Origin of the sequence: Streptomyces sp. NPDC060209 (assembly GCF_042728155.1) — a bacterium.
In the GTDB taxonomy this organism is placed as follows: Bacteria; Actinomycetota; Actinomycetes; order Streptomycetales; family Streptomycetaceae; genus Streptomyces.
Genome location: NZ_JBHWZS010000138.1, coordinates 1 through 21,161 on the forward strand (window position 1 = coordinate 1; position 21,161 = coordinate 21,161).

Annotated in this window: 20 protein-coding genes and 1 tRNA gene; 15 read left to right on the forward strand and 6 right to left on the reverse strand. The window is 72.0% G+C overall.

What is annotated here, in order from left to right:
* Together ACFWFI_RS24335 and ACFWFI_RS24340 are read right to left on the reverse strand one after the other, a co-directional pair.
* A partial coding sequence (locus ACFWFI_RS24335) for a spermidine synthase (protein WP_387393962.1) occupies positions 1–764 on the reverse strand: 764 nt, incomplete at its 3' end.
* A gap of 84 nt (positions 765–848) precedes the next feature.
* Positions 849–1,211, reverse strand: coding sequence for a hypothetical protein (locus ACFWFI_RS24340; RefSeq protein WP_387393998.1), 363 nt, complete (start codon positions 1,209–1,211; stop codon positions 849–851).
* A gap of 254 nt (positions 1,212–1,465) precedes the next feature.
* Here ACFWFI_RS24340 and ACFWFI_RS24345 point away from each other — a divergent pair, with 254 nt between their 5' ends.
* Positions 1,466–2,821 carry a tetratricopeptide repeat protein gene (locus ACFWFI_RS24345; protein WP_387393964.1) on the forward strand — a complete coding sequence of 452 codons (1,356 nt, stop codon included), beginning with the start codon at positions 1,466–1,468 and terminating at the stop codon, positions 2,819–2,821.
* 79 nt (positions 2,822–2,900) lie between these two features.
* Here the strand turns inward: ACFWFI_RS24345 and ACFWFI_RS24350 are convergent, their stop codons facing one another.
* Positions 2,901–3,497 (reverse strand): histidine phosphatase family protein, encoded by a 597-nt coding sequence (locus tag ACFWFI_RS24350; protein WP_387393966.1) that lies wholly within the window; start codon positions 3,495–3,497, stop codon positions 2,901–2,903.
* A gap of 312 nt (positions 3,498–3,809) precedes the next feature.
* On the opposite strand from ACFWFI_RS24350, the gene ACFWFI_RS24355 reads away from it, so the two are divergent.
* The 7 genes from ACFWFI_RS24355 to ACFWFI_RS24385 all read left to right on the forward strand — a co-directional run bounded on the left by ACFWFI_RS24355 (position 3,810) and on the right by ACFWFI_RS24385 (position 10,138).
* Positions 3,810–4,757 (forward strand): phosphatase PAP2 family protein, encoded by a 948-nt coding sequence (locus ACFWFI_RS24355; RefSeq protein WP_387393968.1) that lies wholly within the window; start codon positions 3,810–3,812, stop codon positions 4,755–4,757.
* Positions 4,654–5,838: a hypothetical protein gene (locus tag ACFWFI_RS24360; RefSeq protein ID WP_387393970.1), complete on the forward strand. Its 1,185-nt coding sequence runs from the start codon at positions 4,654–4,656 to the stop codon at positions 5,836–5,838. The genes ACFWFI_RS24355 and ACFWFI_RS24360 overlap by 104 nt, the downstream gene beginning before the upstream one ends.
* Entirely contained in the window at positions 5,829–7,466 is a 1,638-nt protein-coding gene (locus ACFWFI_RS24365; protein ID WP_387393972.1) for a hypothetical protein, read from the forward strand. The genes ACFWFI_RS24360 and ACFWFI_RS24365 overlap by 10 nt, the downstream gene beginning before the upstream one ends.
* Positions 7,463–8,797, forward strand: a complete 1,335-nt coding sequence (locus tag ACFWFI_RS24370; RefSeq protein ID WP_387393974.1) for an AAA domain-containing protein — start codon at positions 7,463–7,465, stop codon at positions 8,795–8,797. The genes ACFWFI_RS24365 and ACFWFI_RS24370 overlap by 4 nt, the downstream gene beginning before the upstream one ends.
* 73 nt (positions 8,798–8,870) lie before the next feature.
* Positions 8,871–9,212 (forward strand): hypothetical protein, encoded by a 342-nt coding sequence (locus ACFWFI_RS24375; RefSeq protein ID WP_387393976.1) that lies wholly within the window; start codon positions 8,871–8,873, stop codon positions 9,210–9,212.
* Between the two features lie 163 nt (positions 9,213–9,375).
* Positions 9,376–10,074: a bifunctional DNA primase/polymerase gene (locus tag ACFWFI_RS24380; RefSeq protein WP_387393978.1), complete on the forward strand. Its 699-nt coding sequence runs from the start codon at positions 9,376–9,378 to the stop codon at positions 10,072–10,074.
* Positions 10,065–10,138: transfer RNA gene (locus tag ACFWFI_RS24385), tRNA-Lys, on the forward strand. Before ACFWFI_RS24380 ends, ACFWFI_RS24385 begins: the two co-directional genes overlap by 10 nt.
* Before the next feature lie 61 nt (positions 10,139–10,199).
* On the opposite strand, the gene ACFWFI_RS24390 is transcribed toward ACFWFI_RS24385, so the two are convergent.
* Positions 10,200–11,441 carry a M6 family metalloprotease domain-containing protein gene (locus ACFWFI_RS24390; protein WP_387393980.1) on the reverse strand — a complete coding sequence of 414 codons (1,242 nt, stop codon included), beginning with the start codon at positions 11,439–11,441 and terminating at the stop codon, positions 10,200–10,202.
* 424 nt (positions 11,442–11,865) lie between these two features.
* Between ACFWFI_RS24390 and ACFWFI_RS24395 the strand changes: the two genes are divergently transcribed.
* Positions 11,866–13,749, forward strand: a complete 1,884-nt coding sequence (locus tag ACFWFI_RS24395) for a putative bifunctional diguanylate cyclase/phosphodiesterase (protein ID WP_387393981.1) — start codon at positions 11,866–11,868, stop codon at positions 13,747–13,749.
* Positions 13,750–13,754: 5 nt separating this feature from the next.
* Here ACFWFI_RS24395 and ACFWFI_RS24400 read toward each other — a convergent pair whose 3' ends face one another.
* Together ACFWFI_RS24400 and ACFWFI_RS24405 are read right to left on the reverse strand one after the other, a co-directional pair.
* A complete protein-coding gene (locus tag ACFWFI_RS24400; protein ID WP_387393983.1) occupies positions 13,755–14,855 on the reverse strand; it encodes an LLM class flavin-dependent oxidoreductase in 1,101 nt (366 codons plus the stop codon).
* 90 nt (positions 14,856–14,945) lie between these two features.
* Positions 14,946–15,710, reverse strand: a complete 765-nt coding sequence (locus ACFWFI_RS24405; RefSeq protein WP_387393985.1) for a maleate cis-trans isomerase family protein — start codon at positions 15,708–15,710, stop codon at positions 14,946–14,948.
* 184 nt (positions 15,711–15,894) lie between these two features.
* Here ACFWFI_RS24405 and ACFWFI_RS24410 point away from each other — a divergent pair, with 184 nt between their 5' ends.
* The 6 genes from ACFWFI_RS24410 to ACFWFI_RS24435 all read left to right on the forward strand — a co-directional run bounded on the left by ACFWFI_RS24410 (position 15,895) and on the right by ACFWFI_RS24435 (position 21,128).
* A complete protein-coding gene (locus tag ACFWFI_RS24410) occupies positions 15,895–16,866 on the forward strand; it encodes a D-2-hydroxyacid dehydrogenase (RefSeq protein WP_387393987.1) in 972 nt (323 codons plus the stop codon).
* 205 nt (positions 16,867–17,071) lie between these two features.
* Positions 17,072–17,974 carry an ectoine/hydroxyectoine ABC transporter substrate-binding protein EhuB gene (gene ehuB, locus ACFWFI_RS24415; RefSeq protein WP_387393989.1) on the forward strand — a complete coding sequence of 301 codons (903 nt, stop codon included), beginning with the start codon at positions 17,072–17,074 and terminating at the stop codon, positions 17,972–17,974.
* A gap of 19 nt (positions 17,975–17,993) precedes the next feature.
* Positions 17,994–18,728, forward strand: a complete 735-nt coding sequence (gene ehuC / locus ACFWFI_RS24420; RefSeq protein ID WP_387393991.1) for an ectoine/hydroxyectoine ABC transporter permease subunit EhuC — start codon at positions 17,994–17,996, stop codon at positions 18,726–18,728.
* Positions 18,725–19,369, forward strand: a complete 645-nt coding sequence (ehuD, locus tag ACFWFI_RS24425; protein ID WP_387393993.1) for an ectoine/hydroxyectoine ABC transporter permease subunit EhuD — start codon at positions 18,725–18,727, stop codon at positions 19,367–19,369. The genes ehuC and ehuD overlap by 4 nt, the downstream gene beginning before the upstream one ends.
* A complete protein-coding gene (ehuA, locus tag ACFWFI_RS24430; protein ID WP_387393994.1) occupies positions 19,359–20,192 on the forward strand; it encodes an ectoine/hydroxyectoine ABC transporter ATP-binding protein EhuA in 834 nt (277 codons plus the stop codon). Before ehuD ends, ehuA begins: the two co-directional genes overlap by 11 nt.
* Before the next feature lie 177 nt (positions 20,193–20,369).
* A complete protein-coding gene (locus ACFWFI_RS24435; RefSeq protein ID WP_387393996.1) occupies positions 20,370–21,128 on the forward strand; it encodes an IclR family transcriptional regulator in 759 nt (252 codons plus the stop codon).
* Positions 21,129–21,161: the final 33 nt, after the last annotated feature.

Here is a 21,161-nt window from a genome sequence, read left to right on the forward strand (position 1 = left end):
CTCGCGACCCGCCGGGTCAGTTCGGCGACCGCGATCGGCCGGTCGGAGGCGACCAGGACCGCGTTGCCGAAGCGGCGGCCGCGCCAGACGGTCGGATCGGCGGCCAGGGCCAGTTCGGGGAAGAGGGAGGCGGCCGTGGCGACCTGGCCGCGCAGGTGCGTGAGCGGCGGGCCGTCGGCGAGGTTGGCGGCGTACTGGCCGCCGGGCTTCAGCACCCGGCGTACCTCGGCGAGGAATTCGGCGGAGGTGAGATGCGCGGGGGTGCGGGCCCCACTGAAGACATCGGCGATGACGAGGTCCGCCCAGCCGTCCTGGATCTTGCCGAGCCCGGCTCGGGCGTCCGCCGAGCGGACCCGTATCCGGGCCTGCGGGTCCAGCGGCAGTTCCCGCCGCACCAGTTGGACGAGGGGCGCGTCGATCTCCACGATCTGCTGGGTGGAGCGTGGGCGGCTCGCGGCGATGTACCGGGCGAGCGTGAAGGCTCCGCCGCCGAGGTGGACCGCCTGGAGGGGCCGGCCGGGCGGCGCGGCGAGATCGATGACATGGCCGAGTCTGCGCTGGTATTCGAACGAGAGGTACGAGGGGTCGTCCAGGTCCACATGGGACTGCGGGGCACCGTCCAGCAGCAGCGTCCAGGCGCGTGGGCGTTCACGGTCGGGCACCAGCTCGGCGACACCGCCGTCCACCGTCGCGGAGACGGGCTCCTGCCGGCGCTCGGACCGCTTCCGGTCGCTCGCGCCCCGGACCGCTCCTCGACGTGCCACGCGCTCTCGTCCTCGCTCACCGTTTCGGGCCGGTCAGCTGGGAGGACCGGCGGCGGGAGATCCGCCCACCTGGCCATTATGGCCTCAGCGGCAGTTGTCGGCCGCCTCGATCAGCCGGGCCGCCTGGTCGAGGGCCGCCCGGAGTACGGCCGGGTCGGTGACCGGGGTCTCCTCGGCGGGTGGCAGGAGCCAGCCCCCTCCGATGACGGGCGGCTCGGCGGGGACGCGCAGCCCGCGGCCGTCCGTGCGCGTACAGGCGCTCCCGGGGACGTCCCACGCCTCCGCCGTGCCGGGCGGCACCAGGAAGCCGAGGACGGCGCAGGCCCCGTCGTGGAGGACCGGGCCCACGGGCTCGTTCTCCGCTCCCCTGCGCAGGATGTCCACGGCCTCCAGGCCCTGACGCGCCGGGACGGTCACCAGGTCGCACGGTGTGGTTTCCGGGCCCATGTGAGGCAAGGGAACCCCTCCTCTCGTCTCGACGAGGCGGGGGCCACGCCCCGTCTCCTCATGGACCAACGCGCCGACGGCGTCAAGGGCTACGGCGGCACGCCGCCGCAAAGGGTGGCAGTTCATGGCGGATCACGGGCGAGATGTCCGCTTTATAGGTAAACGCTGCGTGTGCGGGTCGTCACAGCAGGTACGTTCTTGCTCCGCCGGGACACCGGAAGCAGGCGCCCGGCTGCACCAGAGAGGGCCCCGCCATGGTGTCGACACGGGCAGTTCCCAACCTCGTCTTCCGTCGGCTGCGCGGCCAGCGCTCCGCCGGAGAGTTCGCGGCCGCGGTCCGAAGGGCCGCCCGCGAGATCGGGGAACAGGTCGCGTGCGACGCCCGGTACATCGGGCGCGTGGAGTCCGGCGAGATCCGCTGTCCCAACTACGCGTACGAACGGGTGTTCCTGCACATGTTCCCCGGGGCGAGCCTCGCGGACCTGGGCTTCTCGGACCGCGAGAGCGTGCGCGGCCGGGCGGCTCGCACGACACCCGTGCCTCCACCCACCACACCCCCCGCGCTCGACAGTGACATTCACGAGGAGAGCGACGTGCTGCGTCGCGTGTTCATGACCAGCGGTACCGCCACGATGGCAGCCGCGTCCCTGGGTCTGGGCGGCCATTCCGCCGCCGCCGACCCCCTGACCGTCCCGTTTCAGCGCCGCGTCGGCGAGGCCGAGGTCAGCGCTGTGGAGAAGGCGGTGCGCCGGATCCGGCTGCTGGACGACCGACACGGCGCCGACGGCCTCTACCGGCAGGCATCCCAGCCGCTCCGGGCCGCCTACGCCCTGCTCGATTCCGGGACCGCGACGCGGCGCAGCACGGCGGACCGGCTGCACGCGGGCGCCGGTGAGCTGGCGATCTCCGTGGGATGGCTGGCCCACGACTCGGGGCGCTTCGACGACGCGCGCTCCCACTACGCGGAGGCGCTCGCGACGGCGCGGCTGGCCGGTGACGCCGCGCTTGAGGCGCACGCGTTCTGCAACGCGTCGTTCCTGGCCCGCGATACGGGGCGGGCCCGCGAGGCGGTCCGCGCCGCGGAGGCCGGGCAGCGGGTGGCCCGGCCGCTCGGCTCACCGCGGCTGCTGGCGCTGCTGGCCCTGCGGGAGGCGGGGGCCAGGGCATGGCTCGGGGACCGCACGGGGTGCGAACAGGCGATCGGGCGTGCCCGAGCGGCCTTCGACCGCGGGGCCTGCGACGCGGACCCGGAGTGGATGACCTTCTTCCGGGAGGCGGAGCTGGAGCTGCTGGAGGCACAGTGCTGGTCGGCACTGGGCGACTGGCCGAGGGCGGCGCGGCACGCCCGGCGGGCGACCCGGCTGCAGGATCCGCACTTCACCCGGAACCTCGCGCTGTACCGCGCACAGCTCGCCGGTGACCTGGCGCGGGCGGGCACGGCCGATGAGGCCGCGGCGGCGGGCCACCAGGTGCTGGACCTGCTGGACCGGGTCCAGTCCTCCCGGATCCGCGGGATGCTGGCGAGCGCCGTGCGCGTGCTCCGGCCGAGGGGCGGACCGGAGGTGACGGCCCTCCTGGCCCGCTACGAGGAACTGCCACCCGGCCCCTGAGGGGTGGCGCCCGAACCCACCCGCCCGGACCGGCCGTTCAGCGGCTCCGGCCCGGGCCGGCCCGTTCGGGCCCGCCGGCTCAGCGGTCCAGGTGGCCCGTGTCGTTCCAGCGCTCCAGCGCGGGGAGGCCGTAGGCCCAGCCCAGCACGGAGAGGGACGTCGGCTCCAGGCGGATCCGCGCGGCGAACGACACGTCCTCTCCCAGCCACCGCGCCCCCAGCGCCCGCAGGATGTGTCCGTGGGCGAAGACCAGCACATCGCGGTCGGCGGAACGCGCCCACTCGACGACCTCGTCCGCCCGGGCCGTGAGTTCGGCGAGGGTCTCGCCCCCGGGGACCCCGTCGCGCCAGATGAGCCAGTCCGGCCGGTCCGCCTTGATCTGCGCCGGGGTCAGGCCCTCGTAGTCCCCGTAGTCCCACTCCATCAGCGCGTCCCACGGCTGCGCCCGCTCACCGAAACCGGCGAGCGCGCAGGTCTCGGAGGCCCGGACGAGCGGGCTGGTCCGCACCTCGACACCGGGCAGGCCGCCCCAGGGCTCCCGGTGCAGCCGCTCACCGAGCAGCTTGGCGCCCTCGCGGCCGGTGTCGAGAAGGGGAATGTCGGTCCTGCCGGTGTGATTGCCCTGGACCGACCACTGTGTCTGGCCGTGCCGGGCGAGCAGGATTCGCGGTGCCATGACGGCTCTCCCTGAAAATACGAAGATCCGAAGATCCGGGGACCCTAGGATCTGGTGGGTCCGGGACAGCGGTGTCCGGGACGGCGACGGGCGGCGAACGCGGGCAACCGGCTGGGAGACCGGTGCGGGCGGAGGCCCCGCTCCATCATCCCGCACACGTCCCACGGGCAACCCACGGGGCGTCTTCGGCGTCCATCTGAGCGCATGACCTGGGGCGTCCACGGGGGAATGCCCCGGAGGTAATCGAGGCATACGACCACCGTACGGTTGAACGCCCGCCGTCGACCGAATGAACATGGGGAGAGCTACCGGATGCCGCACGCCACCGCCGCGACACCGTCCTCCGGTCACCGGCCCCGCTGGTGGACGGAGCTGCCGCTGATCGCGGTGGTGTACGGGCTGTATTCGGTGGGCCGGCTGCTGGTCCACGAGAACATACCGGCAGCCGTCGAGAACGGTCTCGCGATACTCCGCCTGGAGAAGGCGCTGCATCTCAACGCCGAGCACCCGCTGAACCGGCTGCTGACCGCCCACCCCGCGCTCGGAATACCCGCCGACTTCGCATACGCCTCCCTGCACTACCTGGTCACCCCGGCCGTCCTGGTCTGGATCTTCCGGCGCCGTACCGCCGCCTACCGGGCGGCCCGTACCTGGCTGATGACCTCCACACTCCTCGGGCTGGTCGGCTTCACGCTGATGCCGACCTGCCCGCCCCGGCTGCTCGACGCCCACCACGGCTTCGTCGACACGATGGCGCAGTACAGCGCGTACGGCTGGTGGGGCGCGGGCGCGAGCGCCCCGCGCGGGCTCAGCGGGATGACCAACCAGTACGCGGCGATGCCCAGCCTGCACGTCGGCTGGGCGGTGTGGTGCGGCGTCCTGCTGTGGCGCCACGGCCGCCACCCGCTCGTCCGGGCCGCCGGCGTCGCCTATCCGCTGATTACCGTCCTCGTCGTGATGGGCACGGCGAACCACTATTTCCTCGACGCTGTCGCCGGCGCCGCGGTGATGACCGTGGGCGCCCTGCTGACCAGGCCGTTCATGCGGCTCGCGGACCGCGTCAAGGACCGGGTGCGGGCGGTGTTCGCACGGGTGCCCGCATCCGTCACCCCCACGAAATCCACGATTGTCAGTGACGGATGCAAGACTTCCGCGGGTGAGCGAATACCCGGCCAGCGGACCGCCTCCGCAGATTCCAGCGACGCGAGCACCCGTTCCGCAGCCGAAGCCAGCGACGACGCTCCGGCACCGGCTCGCTGAGCTGCGCGGCCCGTCCGTCGCGCCGCATCCGCTCGACGCACGCGCGCTGGCCGCGCTCGCCGCCAACCCGGGATGCAAGCGGCGCGCCCTGCTCGACGGCGCGGGCGTCGACAAGGCCGTGCTGGCCACCGCGCTCGGCTCCCCCGCCGCGTTCGGCCAGTCCCAGTTCGCGTTCGTGCGGGGCAACGCCTTCGAGGCGAAGGTCAAGGCCGACGGCGGCACGGAGCTGCTGCGCCTCCTCGTCGAGCGGCTCGGCGGCGGCGCCGAGGCACCGGCCGTGGCAGCGGTCCCCGATCTGACGGCCGCCGGCCCCGAGGGCCGCGCGGCTCGTACGGCGCTGGCGCTTCGCGAGGCCACGGCGGCGGGCGAGTGGGCGCTGCTCGACCATCCGATGCTGGCCCTGGAAGTCGCGGGCTCACCCGCCTACCTGGAGCCGGACGCCGTGGTGGTTCACCCGGACGGCACCTGGACGGTCGTCGAGATCAAGTCCTTCCCCATGGTCGACGGTTCCGCGGACGCCGCGAAGGTCGGTGCGGCGGCCCGTCAGTCCGCCGTCTACGTCCTGGCGCTGGAGCGGATCGCGGCGGTGACCGCCGGCGCCGAGGTCGGCCACCGGGTCCTGCTCGTATGCCCGAAGGACTTCTCCAACCTGCCGACCGCCTCGGTCGTGGACGTTCGCAAACAGCGCGCCGTGACCGACCGCCAGCTGACCAGGCTGACCCGCGTCGAGGACATCGCGGCCGCGCTGCCCGAGGGCACGACCTTCGATCCGGTCTGCTCCCCCGAGGAGCTCGGCACCGCGGTCGAGGCCGTCCCCGCGGCGTACGCCCCGGAGTGCCTGGCCGCGTGCGAGCTGGCCTTCCACTGCCGGGCGAAGGCCCGCGCCGAGGGCGCGGTGGAATCGCTGGGCCGCAGCGTGCGGGGCGAGCTCGGAGGCCTGACCACGGTGGCCGGGGTGCTGGCCGCGGCGGCCGGCAAGGAGGGCGACCCGGCCGACCCGACGGTGGCGGCTCTCCGCAGGGCGGCCGCCCTGCGGGCCGAGGCCCTGGCCCGTGTGGACGGCGGCGTTCCATGTCGCTGATCAGCACCCTTGCCCGGCTGGAGGCGGTCGACAGCGGGCGGGCCCAGCCGCTGGCCACCGTGCGCCACCGCCATTTGACCGGCCGGCCGCTCGTGCTGGTGCCGCTCACGACCGCCGGTGAGGCCGGCGCCCCTCTCGGTGCGCTCGTGGGCACGGACCGCTCGGCGCCCCGGCTGCTGGCGGTGGCCCAGCCGCGCGACCGCGATCTGCGGTTCGCGTTCCTCGCCGAGCTGGCCGAGGCGGTGCTGCCGCACATCGAGTCGTACGCCGATGTCGTCGAGCCGGCCGAGCGCAACGAGGTCGATCCCGGGACCGGCAAGAAGGTCAAGGTCGAGGTCGAGCTGTGCGCGGACGCGGCCCAGCTGATCGTGCCCAGCAGGGCCGGCGTCGACTTCGTACGGCTGCTCGGGCGGTCCATGCGGTTCCGGCGTACCGCCGAGGACGACCCGGACACCCCCTTCCCGGCTCCCGCCCGCGTGCCGCTGCTCGGCCGCTGGCTGACGCACTACGGGGAGCGGGCCAGGGTGCCGGGTTCCTCGCTGCTGCTCGCCGCGACGGACCTGCTGAACCGCCACTGGGCGACGGGGCAGAGCAGCCTGGAGGACCAGCATCTCGGCGCGCTGCTCGCCTGGGTCGACCCCCCGGCCGGCGAGTCCGGCGCGGAAGCGGCGCTCCGGGCGGAGCTGGAGCGGGACCGTGCCGGTCAGCTGGTCTGCCCGCCGGCCGGGCCGGCGACGGATCCGGCGTTCGACAACAGGCTGCTGGCACCCGCGATCGAGCGGTACGACCGGGCGCGCGCGGCGCTGGCCACCGCGGAGGACGGCCTCGACGCCGACACCCGGCTCGGTGAACTGAGCGGCGCCGAGCGGGAGATCAGGTCGCTGCTCGCGGGGGTGCTGCTGCCCACCTGGGACGCCGTGTGGCGGGGACTCGACCTGCTGTCGGAGCTGCCGGAGGGGACCAGGGCCGGGGACCGCTGGACCAGGGACCGCTGGTCGTTCACCGCGCACCGTGACCGGGTGCGTGCGGGCGAGCCCCCTCAGCCGCGTCGGGACGACGCGGTGACGGCGGCGCAGAAGCTGGCCTCGCGGGAGACTGCCCAGGCACAGCTGGACGCCCAGGAGGCACTCGACGATCCGCTGGTGCTGGCGGGGCGCAGGCTGGCGGGCGAGGCGTTCGTCGGGGAGGTGACGGAGGTGGAGATGGCGTACAGCGAGTCGAAGCGGCCCTCTCCGCGGCCCCTGGTCACGGTGCGGACCGACGAGCGCCCGCATCTCGGTGAGCGGACCAAGGTGTACCGCTCGCTGGACGGGAAGCCACAGACGGCGGAGTTCGTCGGGTACGCGGCCGGAGACCCCGGGAGCACCGGGAGCGCGGAGAGCTCCGGCACGGTTCACCTGGTCCTGAGGGTCACGGACCGGATGGGCCGGAGCAAGGAGCCCGCGCCCGGTTCGGTGCCCGAGCCCGGCGACCGGATCGCCTGGACCCTGTTCGAGCACGACCAGCGGGGCGGTCCGAAGCTGCCTGATCCGGAGGACACCCCGTGGACCCACGGCGGCCCGCCGGGCGCGGCCGGCGGGGGACATGCCGAGCAGCCCGATCCCGTGACCGCGGAGGACCTTCTGTGACAGCCGTTCTCGACCCGGGTGCCTCGGCGGCCCGGGCGACCGACGCGATCCTCGACGACACCCTGCGCGGTACGGCGCGCGGCATCGTGGTGGACTCGCCGCCGGGCGCGGGCAAGTCGACGCTGGTGGTGCGTGCCGCGCTGGAGCTGGCCGCTGCGGGCCGCCCGCTGATGGTGGTCGCGCAGACCAACGCCCAGGTGGACGACCTGGTGGTGCGGCTGGCCGAGAAGGCTCCCGGGCTGCCGGTTGGCCGGCTGCACAGCAGCGACTCCGATCCGTACGACAAGGTCCTGGACGGCCTGGACAACGTACGGAAGTCGGCGAAGGCGGCGGATCTGGCGGGCCTGGACATCGTCATCTCGACGGCCGCCAAGTGGGCGCATGTGAAGAACGTCGAGCCGTGGGGCCACGCGATCGTCGACGAGGCGTACCAGATGCGGTCGGACGCCCTGCTGGCCGTGGCCGGGCTGTTCGAGCGGGCGCTCTTCGTCGGGGACCCGGGGCAGCTCGATCCCTTCTCGATCGTGGGCGCGGACCAGTGGGCCGGCCTGTCGTACGACCCGTCGGCGAGCGCCGTCTCGACGCTGCTCGCGCACAATCCGGAGCTGCCGCAGCACCGGCTGCCGGTGTCGTGGCGGCTGCCCGCGTCGGCGGCTCCGCTGGTCTCTGACGCCTTCTACCCGTACACGCCGTTCCGCAGCGGTACGGACCACGGCGACCGGCGGCTGTCGTTCGGCGTGCCCTCCGACGGGTCGGGTCCGGACCGGGTGCTGGACGAGGCGGCGGAGTCCGGCTGGGGGCTGCTGGAGCTCCCTGCCCGCCACACCCCTCGCACGGACCCCGAGGCGGTCCGGGCCGTCGCCCTGGTGGTCCGCAGGCTGCTGGACAGGGGCGGCGCCTCGACGAGTGAGCGCGGCCCCGACCCGGTCCCGGTGACCGCGGAGCGGGTCGCGGTCGGCACGGCCCACCGCGACCAGGCCGCCGCGGTGCGTGCGGCGCTCGCGGAGCTGGGTGTGACGGGCGTGGCTGTGGACACGGCGAACCGGCTCCAGGGCCGCGAGTTCGATGTGACCGTGGTCCTGCACCCGCTGTCGGGCCGCCCGGACGCCACGGCGTTCCATCTGGAGACGGGCCGCCTTTGCGTGCTGGCCTCGCGGCACCGGCACGCGTGCGTCGTGGTGTGCCGTGCCGGGGTGGCGGACCTGCTGGACGAGCACCCGTCGACGGAGCCCGTCCAGTTGGGCGTGACGGTGAAATTCCCCGACGGCTGGGAGGCGAATCACGCGGTTCTGGCCCACCTCGCCGAGCATCGCGTGCATTGGGCGCCCTGATCCTGGGCAGCGCTCTTGCGCCGGGCTGGACAATGGAAGGTGGCCGTCCGGCCGTACGAGGAAGGAACACCACATGGCACAACCCGAGCGGAACGAGCGGCAGAGGCTGCGTCCGGCGCCGCTGCTCTTCGAGCCGTCGGAGGCGGCAGCCGATCCGGAGCACTTCTTCGACCTGGAGTCGATGGAGGACCCGAAGGAACTGCTGGCCCGCGCGACGGAGCTGACGCTCGCCTTCCGGGCGGCGACCGACCGGGCCGTGGAGTTCCAGGCCGTGGCCGCCGCTCAGCTCGCCGATCCGCGCCGGTTCGACCGGCTCACGGCCGCGGAGATCGCCGAGCGCGCGGAGTGGACCGAGGACTATGCCAAGAAGATGATCGAATTCGGCCGGTCCCTGCTCGACGACCCCGCGCCCTGACCAGGGCGCCGCACGGGGCGGCTCCCGACACCGCACGAACGTCCGTCACTGCGGGTACACCCGTGGCATATGCCGTCGGGCAAGATACTCCGTCGCCCTGCGCCATGTCCGGCTTTCGGCAACTCTGGGGAACAGTAGCGTCACAGCCGGTAGACATGACGTCATGAGCGCATGGCTGAATGACGAAACGACCCTGCGGACCGGTACCGCCCCGCACCACGGTGTCGACATCTTCGCCCTGCTGCGGGACCGCGCCGGCCACGGGGCCGACGACAGGGCCGCCCAGGTCACGGCGTCCGGAGCCGCGTGGCTGGCGGGCGCCTCCCTCTACCCCCGCAGCACGCTCTCGCAGTGGGAGGCCCACCCCTCGGCGCCAGGCGTGCTGCCGTGCGGCTCCTCGTTCGACGTGGTGAACGTGCCCGCGTTGTTCGGCAGGCGCATGCTGGAGCAGCTCTGGGCGGAGGGCCCCGGGTCGGGCCCGGTCGCCACGCACCGGGGCCGGATGCTGGTGTTCGCCTCCCCTGGCACGGCCCAGCGGCTGCCGTCCCTGCTGGCGTGGGAGGAGTGGGGCACGGGTTCCGCCGACAGCTCCCGCGCGCATAAGGGCGCCCTCCCGCCGGTGCTCTGTCACGGCACGGGGGACGCGGTCACCGTCCCTCCCCTGACCGGCGGCGCGGGTGCCGGCGGGCCCCGCTGGGTGGTCGCCCCTGACACCCGGAACCCCTGGCTGCCGGGCCCGGACGTGCTGCTGTGGGCCTGCGTGCGAGTGGGCAGGTCGGCGGCCCCGTCGACCACCGGGAATTCGATTTTTCCTCCCGCCGATCCGGGTGCTAATGTCTACGACGTCACCAGGCGCCGTTAGCTCAGTTGGTTAGAGCAGCTGACTCTTAATCAGCGGGTCCGGGGTTCGAGTCCCTGACGGCGCACAGACGGAAGAAGCCCCCTCGCTGAAGCGAGGGGGCTTCTTCGTGCGTACATCCGCGCAGGTCAGGCCCCGGTGGTGACCCGGACGGTCCAGGCTCCCGACGGGGTCCGGCCGGCGACGTCGATGCGGATGCGCTCGCCCGGCACGGTGTAGCGCTCGCCCTCCCGGAGCGGGGCGTCCGCGAGCGGCGGGTAGACCGACCTGTCCCAGCAGGCGTCGGACTCGGGGTGGGTGTCCAGCACCTCGACCGGACCGCCGCCGGACGGCGTGGCGTTGCGGATGCGGTAGACGAGGACACCCTCGGTGCAGGTCGTCCGGTCGTTGCCCGTGGCGCTGCGGGCCTCGATGGCCAGCGCGCTGTCCGTGCCGGTCCTGACGACCGCGAGCCGGGTCCCGATGGACGCACCCGGCACGGGCACCTCCGCCATGGGTTCCAGGGTGAGGTCGGCGGCGCCCTGCACGCACACGACCTCCCCGCCCTCCAGCCAGCCGAGCTTCCACTTGTGCCAGCCGAACAGGTCCGGGGACAGACCGAACTGGCTGCCCATCACATCCCAGTCGCCGACGTAGGTGTCCCAGTCGCCCTTGCCGTCCTCCGGCCGGTGGTAGAGGTCGGCCAGGTCGAAGACGTGTCCGGTCTCGTGCGCGAGGACGTTCCGGTCCGGCGGGTGCTCCTCGAAGACGGTGACGACGCGCCTGATGTCCGTACCGTCGGCGCGCACAGGCCGGTCGAAGTTGACGACCTTGGTGGCGTCGGAGTCGACACCGGGGGCGTCAGGGTCGGCGACGAGGTAGACGATGTCGTAGGCGGAGAAGTCGGTCCGCTCGTCGGCGGCCCTGATCGCGTCGCGCAGGTAGGCGCCGCGGCGGTCGGAGTCCCAGTCGCGCTGTATCCCGTACCAGGTGGAGGGGTGGGGCATCGCGGTCCACTGCCGCTGCGGGTGGGCGCGCAGGGTGAACTTCCCGTACGAGGCGCGCTGGAAGAAGCGGGTGGTGGAGGGGAAGTAGTCTGCGGCGAGCACCTCCGGGGGCACGACGGGGTCGGAGTCGGGGAACGAGAGGAAGACCATGACCGCGTCGAGGCCGCGGTCGGGACGCGGGTAGGCACCGTTCCAGGTGTCGAGGCCGAGGGAGTGGTGCGCGCCGGTCCTGGGCAGGGCGCACGGTCCCGCGTCGCGCGAGGCCGCCACGGCGGGCCCGGCGACCAGTCCGGTGGCGGCGAGCGCCAGGAGGGAGGTGAGAGCAGCCGCCGCACTGCGCAGTCTCGGCCTCTCCGATCCCCCGGGTCCGTGCTGACGCGGCACATCTACCTCCGGGTGGCGAATGCGGGACTTCCTCCTCACCCTGTGCCGATTCGGCGGGGTACGCCCTGTTGTGCTGCCCCACACGGGTCAGCGGAGGCCGGACGGCCCACCCGGAGACGAATGATCGCACTCACAGAAAGTCACATTCGCTCACCCGGAAGTCCCGAATTAACCAGATCAGCGCAAAAGTGATCATCTAAAGCCAAAGTGGATGAGAACGCCATGCCCGGAACAGGCGTCGGACAGACGTGGGCCATGCGCGTGCCGCGTGTCCGAAACGGTGGACGCGCTGGAACGGCCGGTGCGCCACCCTCTATGCTTCACCTCGCTTTCCTGCGTGGTTCCCGCCTCTGGCACGGTGTTCCACTCCACGCGCCTGCCCGGCCATACCTGTTCACGACAATCTGCACAGCGGGAGCGAGCGGTGAACGGAACCGACGAAGGGCCGACGCCCCGGGTGGGCACGGCCTCCGGCGCCGGGCCACCGGAGGTCACCCAAAGTGATCATCGGAGGTCGGACCTCTCGGAGCTGCGCGACTACCGCGCCGCGTTCGCGGTGGCCGCCCTCCCGATGGCCGTCGTCGACCACCGCGGCCGGATCGTCAGGCCGAACGACGCGCTGGGCGGGCTGCTCGGCACCGACCCGGCGTCCCTGGCCGGGCAGTCCGCGGCCGACCTCGTCGGTCTCACCTCGGACGGCCCCACCTGGCGCGCGTACGACGAGGTGTTGCGCGGCACCCGCCCCCGGCTCCGGTGCACCAGGAGGCTCAAGCACGCCGACGGCCGGCCGCTGTGGGCCGAGGTCACCGTCGTCCCGATGGGCGACCCCGCCGACGGCGCGGGCTGTGTGCTGCTGTCCGTCGCCGACGTCAGTGACCGGCGTGAGCTGCGGGAGCGGCTGCGCCATCTGCGGATGCACGACCCCGTGACCCGGCTGCCCAACCGCACGCTGTTCTTCGAGCGGCTCACCTCCGCCCTGGCAACCCCGCCTGCCCAGGAAGCCCCGGAAGCCCCGCAGTTCCAGGACGGAACGCGGTCCCAGGACGGAGCGCCGTCCCCGCACGGCCGGATCGGCCTCTGCTATCTGGACATCGACGGCTTCAAGGCGGTCAACGACACCCTGGGGCACCGCACCGGCGACCGGCTGCTCGCCGCCGTCGCCGGACGGCTCACCGACTGCGCCGAGGCCGACGGACACCGAACCGGCGGCCATCTGGTGGCGCGCCTCGGCGGTGACGAGTTCGCGATCCTGGTCGAGGACTCGTCGGGTACGCATCAGCTCACCGATCTCGCCCGCTCGGTGCTCGCCGCCCTCCAGCGGCCGTTCGAGGTGTCCGGGCACCGGCTGTCGGTCTCCGCGTCGATCGGGGTGGTGGAGCGTTCGTCGGCCGGCACCTCGGCCACCGCTCTGATGCAGGCCGCGGACACGACGCTGTACTGGGCCAAGGCCGACGGCCGGGCCCGCTGGACGCTGTTCGATCCCGAGCGCAACGCCCACCGGATGACCCGGCAGGCGCTCTCCTCCACGCTCCGCCCCGCCGTCGAACGCGGGGAGTTCACGCTGGAGTACCAGCCGCTGGTCGGCATGGCGGACGAGGTCGTGCGGGGCGTGGAGGCCCTGGTCCGGTGGAATCACCCACGGTTCGGGCTGCTGGCACCGAGCCGGTTCGTCCCGATCGCCGAGGAGGACGGCACGATCGTCCAGCTCGGCAGGTGGGTGCTGCGCACGGCCTGCCGCCAGGCCCGCCGCTGGCAGCTGGAACACCCGGACGAGCCCGCGCTGTTCATCAGCGTCAATGTCGCCGTGCGGCAGCTCTGGGACTCCGACCTGGTCGCCGAGGTGGCGGAGATCCTCGCCGAGACCGGTCTGGAACCCGGTCTGCTGCAACTGGAGCTGACCGAATCGGCGGTCATGGGCTCCTCGGGCCAACCGCTGCGGGTGCTTCAGGCGCTCAGCGACATGGGGGTCCGTATCGCGATCGACGACTTCGGCACGGGCTACTCCAACCTCGCCTATCTGAGCCGGCTGCCCGTGTCCGTGCTGAAGCTGGACGGCTCCTTCGTCCGCGGTTTCCGTTACGAGGACGGCGCGCACCCCAGCCCGGCCGACGAGACGATCGTCGAAGCCATGGTGCAGCTGGCGCACCGCCTGGGCCTGACGGTCACCGCGGAGTGCGTGGAGACCTCGGGCCAGGCGGAGCGGCTGCGCCGGATCGGCTGTGACACCGGGCAGGGGTGGCTGTACTCACGTGCGGTGGCCCCGGAGCGGATCGCCGAACTGATCGGCACCAGGCCGCCGGAGGGCTGAGCGGGTCAGCTCGCCCCGGGCAGCCCGTAGGCGTCCGCGATGAGCTCGTACGAGCGCAGCCTGGCCTCGCCCCCGTGCGCGTTGGCGGTGATCATCAGCTCGTCCGCACCGGTGCGCTTGGCCAGGTCGTCCAGGCCGGTGCGGACATCGTCCGCCGTGCCGTGGACGATGTCCTTCAGCCAGCCGTCGACGAATTCGCGCTCCATGGGGCTGAAGTCGTACGCCTCCGCCTCCTCGGGGCTCGGCACGAGGCCCGGACGCCCGGTGCGCAGCCGGACCATGGACAGGGCGCCGGTGAGCACCTGCCGCCTGGCCTCCCGCTCGTCGTCGGCGGCCAGTGCAGCGACCCCGATGAGTGCGTAGGGGGCGTCGAGCACGGCCGAGGGCTTGAAGGACTCCCTGTACAGGTCGAGGGCCGGCACGGTGTTCCGGGCCGAGAAGTGGTGGGCGAAGGCGAAGGGCAGGCCGAGGACACCGGCCAGCCGGGCGCTGAAGCCGGAGGAGCCCAGCAGCCAGACGGGCGGACGGGCGGGCGACTGGACGCCACCGGGCGACGTGGCCTGCACGGGTCCGGGGACGGCGTGGATACGGGCGTAGGGATGCCCGTCCGGGAAGTCGTCGTCCAGGAAGCGGGTCAGCTCGGCCAGCTGCTGCGGGAAGTCGTCGGCGCCCTCGTTCAGCCGGTCCGTGCGGCGCAGCGCGGCCGCGGTGGCACCGTCCGTGCCGGGGGCCCGCCCCAGGCCGAGGTCGACACGGCCGGGGGCCATCGCCTCCAGGGTCCCGAACTGCTCGGCGATCACCAGTGGTGCGTGGTTGGGCAGCATCACGCCCCCCGAGCCGAGCCTGATGCGCTCCGTGTGGGCAGCCAGGTGCGCGAGGATCACGGCGGGGGACGAGGAGGCCACGCCCGGCATGGAGTGGTGCTCGGCGACCCAGTAGCGGTGGAAACCGCGGCTCTCGGCAAGCTTGGCGATCTCCACACCGGTGCGCAGCGCCTGGGTCGCCGTGCGCCCCTGGCCCACGGTCACCAGGTCGAGCACGGAGAGGGGCACGGAGGCCGTCCCGCCCGCTGTGCCGCGAATCTGGTCGCCTCGGTTCTCGTCCACGTGTTCGGCCTCTCCGGTGCTACGTCTGTGTACCGGAGGGCAAACAGGAGGATGGCTCCGCTTATTCCCGCGGCGCCCGGTCCGGGGCGCCTACTCCCGTACTTCGATGCCCTTGGGCTCGGCGGCACCCAGCGGGGGCTCGCGGGTGGCGAACAGCGTGCCGAGGGTGGGGGCCCAGATGCGGCGTTCGGCCAGCCGGAGTCCTTCCCAGACCGCCACCTGGTTGGCGGTGAGTACCGGCTTGCCGAGGAGTTCCTCCAGCTCGGGGACGAACGCGGCGGTGTGCAGGGCGTTGTCCGGGAGCAGCACCACCTCGGCGTCGGGATGGTCCCCGGCCACGGCCAGCTCCTTCACGAGCTCCACGTCCGCGGCGGCCGCCTCGGACGCCGCGATGATCCCGCTGCCCCGGGTGGCGGCCACCTCGACGCCTCCGGACTCCAGGAAGCCGGCGAAGAGCGCGGCGATGTCCTCGGAGTAGGTCGCGGCGACCGCGACCCGGGAGGCGCCCAGCTCACGTACCGCTTGGACGAAGGCCACGGACGAGCTGGACGCGGGAAGCCCGGCGGCCCTGGCCAGCCCCGCCGCCTGCTCGTGCGCCCCGTCCCAGCCGTAGGCGAAGCTGCCGCCCGAGCATGCCCAGACCAGCGATTCGGCTCCGGCCATCCGCAGTTCCTCGACACCGGCGTTCAGGCGCTCGGGGGTACCCGCCGAGCGGAGGTTCTCGGCCCTGCGGGCGTCCTCGTCGATATCGGTGTGGAAGAGCGGCACTCTGATGTCGCTGTCGAGCATGACCTCGATCCGCGGGAAGTCGTCCTCCGCGGCATGGCCCGGGTAGAGAAGTCCTACGGTCGTCATGTCCATCCTTCCGGTACGTCCGGATGTCCCGCGGGCGCTCGTGTCACCGCTGCCCCTGCCTGGGACAAGTATTCCTCTTATGGCCCCATATCGTCGCCCGCAAGGGACGTGACCTGCGGTTTCTCTCGCGGGGCGGAGGCCCTGTTGACGGGCGTGTGCCCCGGTGCGAGCGTGGTCATTCCTGATGACCACTCCCGTGATCCTCGTCCTGGACACCGACCCGTCACCGCGCCTCGGCCGGCTGACCGGCCGGGCCGTCGTCCGGTACGCCGACGAGCGGACGCTGGCCGGGCAGCTGCCCGACGCGGATGTACTGCTCGTCTGGGACTTCACCTCCGACGCCGTCCGCGAGGCCTGGCCGGGCGACGGGCCCCGCCCCCGCTGGGTGCACACGGCGAGCGCCGGCGTGGACCGGCTGCTCTGCCCCGAGCTGGCCGCCTCCCCCACCGTCGTCACCAACGCCCGGGGCGTCTTCGAGCTGCCGATCGCCGAGTACGTCGCGGGGCTGGTGCTCGCCTTCGCGAAGGACCTCCCCCGCACGCTGGAGCTCCAGCGGCAGCGCCGGTGGAGCCACCGCGAGACCCGCGGGCTCGCCGGCACCCGCGCCGTGGTCGTCGGGGCGGGCCCCATCGGCCGGGAGATCATGCGGCTGCTGCACGGCCTCGGTGTCCAGGTGGCGCTCGTCGGGCGTACGGCGCGGCGCACGATCCACGGCGTCGAGGATCTGGGCCGGCTGGCGGCCGGTGCGGACTGGGTGATCTGCGCGGCCCCGCTGACGGACACGACGCGCGGGATGTTCGACGCCCGCTTCTTCGGGCTGCTCCAGCCCTCCGCCCATTTCGTGAACGTGGGCCGCGGTCCGCTGACCGTCGAGGAGGATCTGGCCGAGGCACTGCGCAGGCGGTGGATCGCGGGCGCCGCGCTCGACGTGTTCCAGGAGGAGCCGCTGGACTCCTCCAGCCCCCTGTGGGAGGTGCCCGGCCTGCTGGTCTCGCCGCACATGAGCGGGGACACGGCCGGCTGGCGGGACCGTCTGGGCGAGCAGTTCGTCTCGATGTACGAACTCTGGGCAGCCGGTGAGCCGCTCCCCAACGTGGTGGATATAAGGCGTGGTTACGTACCTTCTCCGGACATCCCTTCCGACATCGCGGAATGACGGTCGTTCATGAGGACGCGCGCCGAAGGGAATACACCCCGCACACCGGCCGTCGCCCTCCGCCCATGACGAGACACGGGAAGGTCACCCTCCGGCCACCGTTCGGTTACATGGCAGCGCTTGCTGCATAGGCGCCCTGGATCGGGCAGGTGGTCACCCTGTCCGGACTGTTCGACACCCCGATTTCTCCAGGAGATTGCGAACCATGGCTGACTTCCCTCACCTGTCCCGTCGGGGCTTCCTCAATCGATCCGCGGCCGTGGGAGGTCTGCTCGTCGTTCCCGGCCTGCTCTCCGCGTGCAGCAAGACCGACGCCGGCGCCGCGGACGGTGAGGGCGCACTCGACAAGCTCCGCAAGCAGGGCTTCGTCCGGGTGGCGTACGCCAACGAGGCGCCGTACGGCTACATGGAGGGCAAGGAGCTCAAGGGTGAGGCCCCAACCCTGCACCGGGAGATATTCAAGGCTCTCGGTGTCGAAGAGCTGAAGCCCACCCTCTCGGAGTGGGACGGCCTCATCCCCGGCCTGCAGGCGGGCAAGTACGACGTGGTCAGCGCGGGAATGGCCATCACCCCCGAGCGCTGCGCCAACGCCCTCTTCTCCGAGCCGGAGTTCATCTCCCCCACCGCCCTGATGGTGAAGAAGGGCAACCCGAAGAAGCTCACCGACCTGGCGTCCGCGAAGGCGGCCGGGGTCACCGTCGGCGTGATGTCCGGTGCGGTCGAGGGGTCGTACGCCAAGGGCGCGGGCATCGCCGAGGGAAAGATCAAGACGCTGCAGAAGCCGCAGGACGGCGCGGACGCCGTCAAGGGCGGCCGGATCGACGCCTTCCTGCTCACCGGGATCTCACTGCGCTGGCTCGCCAAGACCAATCCGGACACCGAGGTCACCGAGGCCTTCGTCCCGGAGCTGGACGGGAAGCAGCAGTTCTCCCCGGGCGGCGCGGTGTTCCGCCAGGGCAACGAGGATCTGCGGGACTCCTTCAACCGCGAGCTCAAGAAGATCGTCTCCGACAGGTCCCGTTACGTGGAGCTGCTGCAGGCGTACGGCTTCGGCGCCACGGAGATCCCGCCGGCCACGCTCAAGACGGCCGACCTGTGCAAGGGCTGATGAGGGCGGACCACACCGTATGAGTGACTTCTTCTCCACACTCCTCGACGAGCTCCCCCAGGTCGGCGCGGGCCTGTGGGTGACGATCCAGGCCACCGTCCTGGGCTCCCTGCTCGCCCTGCTCCTGTCGTTCGCCCTCGGCCTGGCGGCGGGCAGCGAACTGCTGCTGGTGCGCGGGGTCTCCCGCACCGTCGTGGAGTTCTTCCGCGGCACCTCGCTCTACATCCAGCTGTTCTGGCTGTACTACGCCATGCCGCAGCTGACCGGCTACGAACTGACCCCGCTGCTCTGCGGCGTCGTCGCCTTCGGCCTGAACTACGGGGCGTACGGCTCCGAGATCGTGCGCGGCGCGGTCAACTCCGTGCCACGCGCCCAGTACGAGGCGGCCGTCGCGCTGAACATGACTCCGTTCCACCGGATGCGGAAGGTGATCCTGCCGCAGGCCTGGGTGCAGATGATCCCGTCCTTCACCAACCTGCTGATCCAGCTGCTGAAGTGCACGCCGCTGCTGTGGCTGATCTCCGCGGCCGACTTCATGACCACCATCGAACACATCCGCAGCCTCACCGGTGAGACCCTCACCGCCTATCTGCTGCTGCTGGCCGTCTACTTCGTGCTCGCCTACGCGCTGACCCTGCTGATGAACCTGCTGGAGCGGTCGGCCAAGCGACGGCTCGGCCTCCACACCGGTGCGCGCAGCCTGCTCAAGACCCGTACGGCGGACGCCGTCGCCACGGCCGGAGGTACCCGGTGAACCATTCATTCGACTGGGATGCCGCCGGGGACACCCTTCCCCTGCTGCTCGAAGGATTCCGGGTCACCCTGCTCGCCACCGTGCTCGGCACGCTCCTGGCAGCGGTGCTCGGGCTCGCCATCGCGGTGGCCGGCCGTGCGCCCTCCAGGTTCGTGACGGTGCCGGTGAAGGCGGTGATGGAGTTCGTCCGCGCCACCCCGCTGCTGGTCCAGCTGGTCGGCGCGGCGGCCCTCTTCACCTCCGTGGAACCGCTGACCATCGGCATCGTGGTCCTGGGCATCCACTACGCCGCGTACACCTCCGAGGTGTACAGGGCCGGGATCGACGGTGTGCCGAAGGGCCAGTGGGAGGCCTGCCGGGCGCTCTCGATGTCGCCCCGCAGGACCTGGCAGGCCGTGATCCTGCCGCAGGCGGTGCGCAACGTGCTGCCGGCCCTCGGCAACTACGCGATCTCGATGTTCAAGGAGACCCCCTTCCTCGCCGTGATCACGGTGCACGAAATGGTCTTCGAGGCCCGTAGTTACGGCGCCGACCACTTCGCGTACACCGAGGCATTCACGCTCGCGGGACTGGTCTTCCTGGTCGCGAGCTACCCCACGTCGCTGCTGATGAGAAAGCTGGAGAAGCGCCTTGGCCACTGAACCCGCCCCCCTCAAGGAACCCGCGGACGCGGCTCCGGACCCGTTGGTCACAGGCATCGAGCCACTCGTCCGCTTCGACAAGGTCGTCAAGCGGTACGGCGACCATGTCGTCCTGGACGAGCTGGACTTCACCGTTCGGCGCGGCGAGCACGTCACGCTGATCGGACCCAGCGGCTCGGGCAAGACCACCATCCTGCGGCTGCTGATGACGCTGGAGAAGGTCAGCGACGGCGTGATCTGGGTGGACGGCTCCCCGCTCTCGCACGTGCGCAGGCCGGACGGCTCGCTGAAGCCGGCGGGCGAGAAGGAGCTGCGCGAGTCCCGGAAGAAGATCGGGATGGTCTTCCAGCAGTTCAATCTCTTCCCGAACATGAAGGTGCTCCAGAACATCACCGAGGCGCCGGTCAACGTCCTGGGAATGGACCGCGGAGAGGCGGAGGCACGGGCCCGAGAGCTGCTCGACCTGGTCGGGCTCTCCGGGAAGGTCGACGCACACCCCTCCCAGCTCTCCGGCGGCCAGCAGCAGCGGGTCGCCATCGCCCGCGCGCTGGCCATGCGGCCGGAGATCCTGCTGCTCGACGAGGTGACGTCGGCTCTGGACCCCGAGCTCGTGGCCGGTGTGCTGGATCTGCTGGGCGACATCGCCAGGACCACAGACATCACGATGCTCTGCGTGACCCACGAGATGAACTTCGCCCGGGATGTTTCGGAGAAGGTCCTGATGTTCGACGCGGGACGGGTCGTGGAGTCCGGTTCACCGGAAAAAATATTCACCGACCCCGAACACGAACGTACGCGCGAGTTCCTCAACGCGGTGCTGTGACCTTGCCCTTGGCATAAGGCTCGTGACCTTGGCATATGCCAAGCGGGTGCGCCCCAGCTTGTGGAGCCGGGGCGCACCATCAACTCCTCGACAGCCCCTCCAAATCGGCCACTTGGCGACTATCGTGGATCGTGAGCTTGCGGTCACAACCTGGTAGATGCCCTAGAGGGGGGAACCGTGGCGTTGAAGCCCGAGCCGAAGGCGCCGTTCCATTCGGTGCAGTACGCCCTGCGTGTGCTGGAATCGGTGTCCACGCACGGCGACGGGGTGACCGAGGCCCGGCTCTCCCGGGAAACGGGCCTGCCGACCGGACACCTCACGCCCCTCCTGCTGACGCTGCGCCGCGAGGGGTACGTCGAGCAGGTCACCGACGGCGCGTACATCATCGGTGCCTCGCTCCTCGAGCTCGGCTCCGGTACGGCCCGCAGGCAGGCCTTGGAGGCGAAGCTCCAGCAGACGCTGGTGCAGCTGAGGGACTCGGTCGGCGCGGCGGTCTATGTCAGCCGCTACGTCGACGGGGAGATCCGCGTCACGCAGATGGCCGACGGGCCGCGTACACCCTCCGTCAACGAGTGGGTGGACTTCCGCTCGGCGGCGCACGCCAGCGCGATCGGCAAGTGCCTGCTGACACAGCTCGACCAGAACGGCCGCCGCGACCACATGGCCCGGCACCGGATCGCGCGGCTGACGTCCCGGACGATCACGAGCGAGAAGGTGCTCTTCTCCAAGCTGGACAGCCAGCCGGCGACGGTGCCGGTGCTCGACCTGCAGGAGTACGCCGTGGGCACGGTGTGCGCGGCCGTCCCGCTGACGGCGGGCTCGTCGGCCGGGTGCCTGGCCCTGTCCTTGCCGATCGAGCACGCACACCGGCTGCGGGCCGCAGCGGCCACGCTGAACCGGCGCGCGGCGCCGGTGCTCCTGTCGCTGGCTCTCTGAACAGGATCGGGCGAGGCGTTCCGGGTGTCCGGA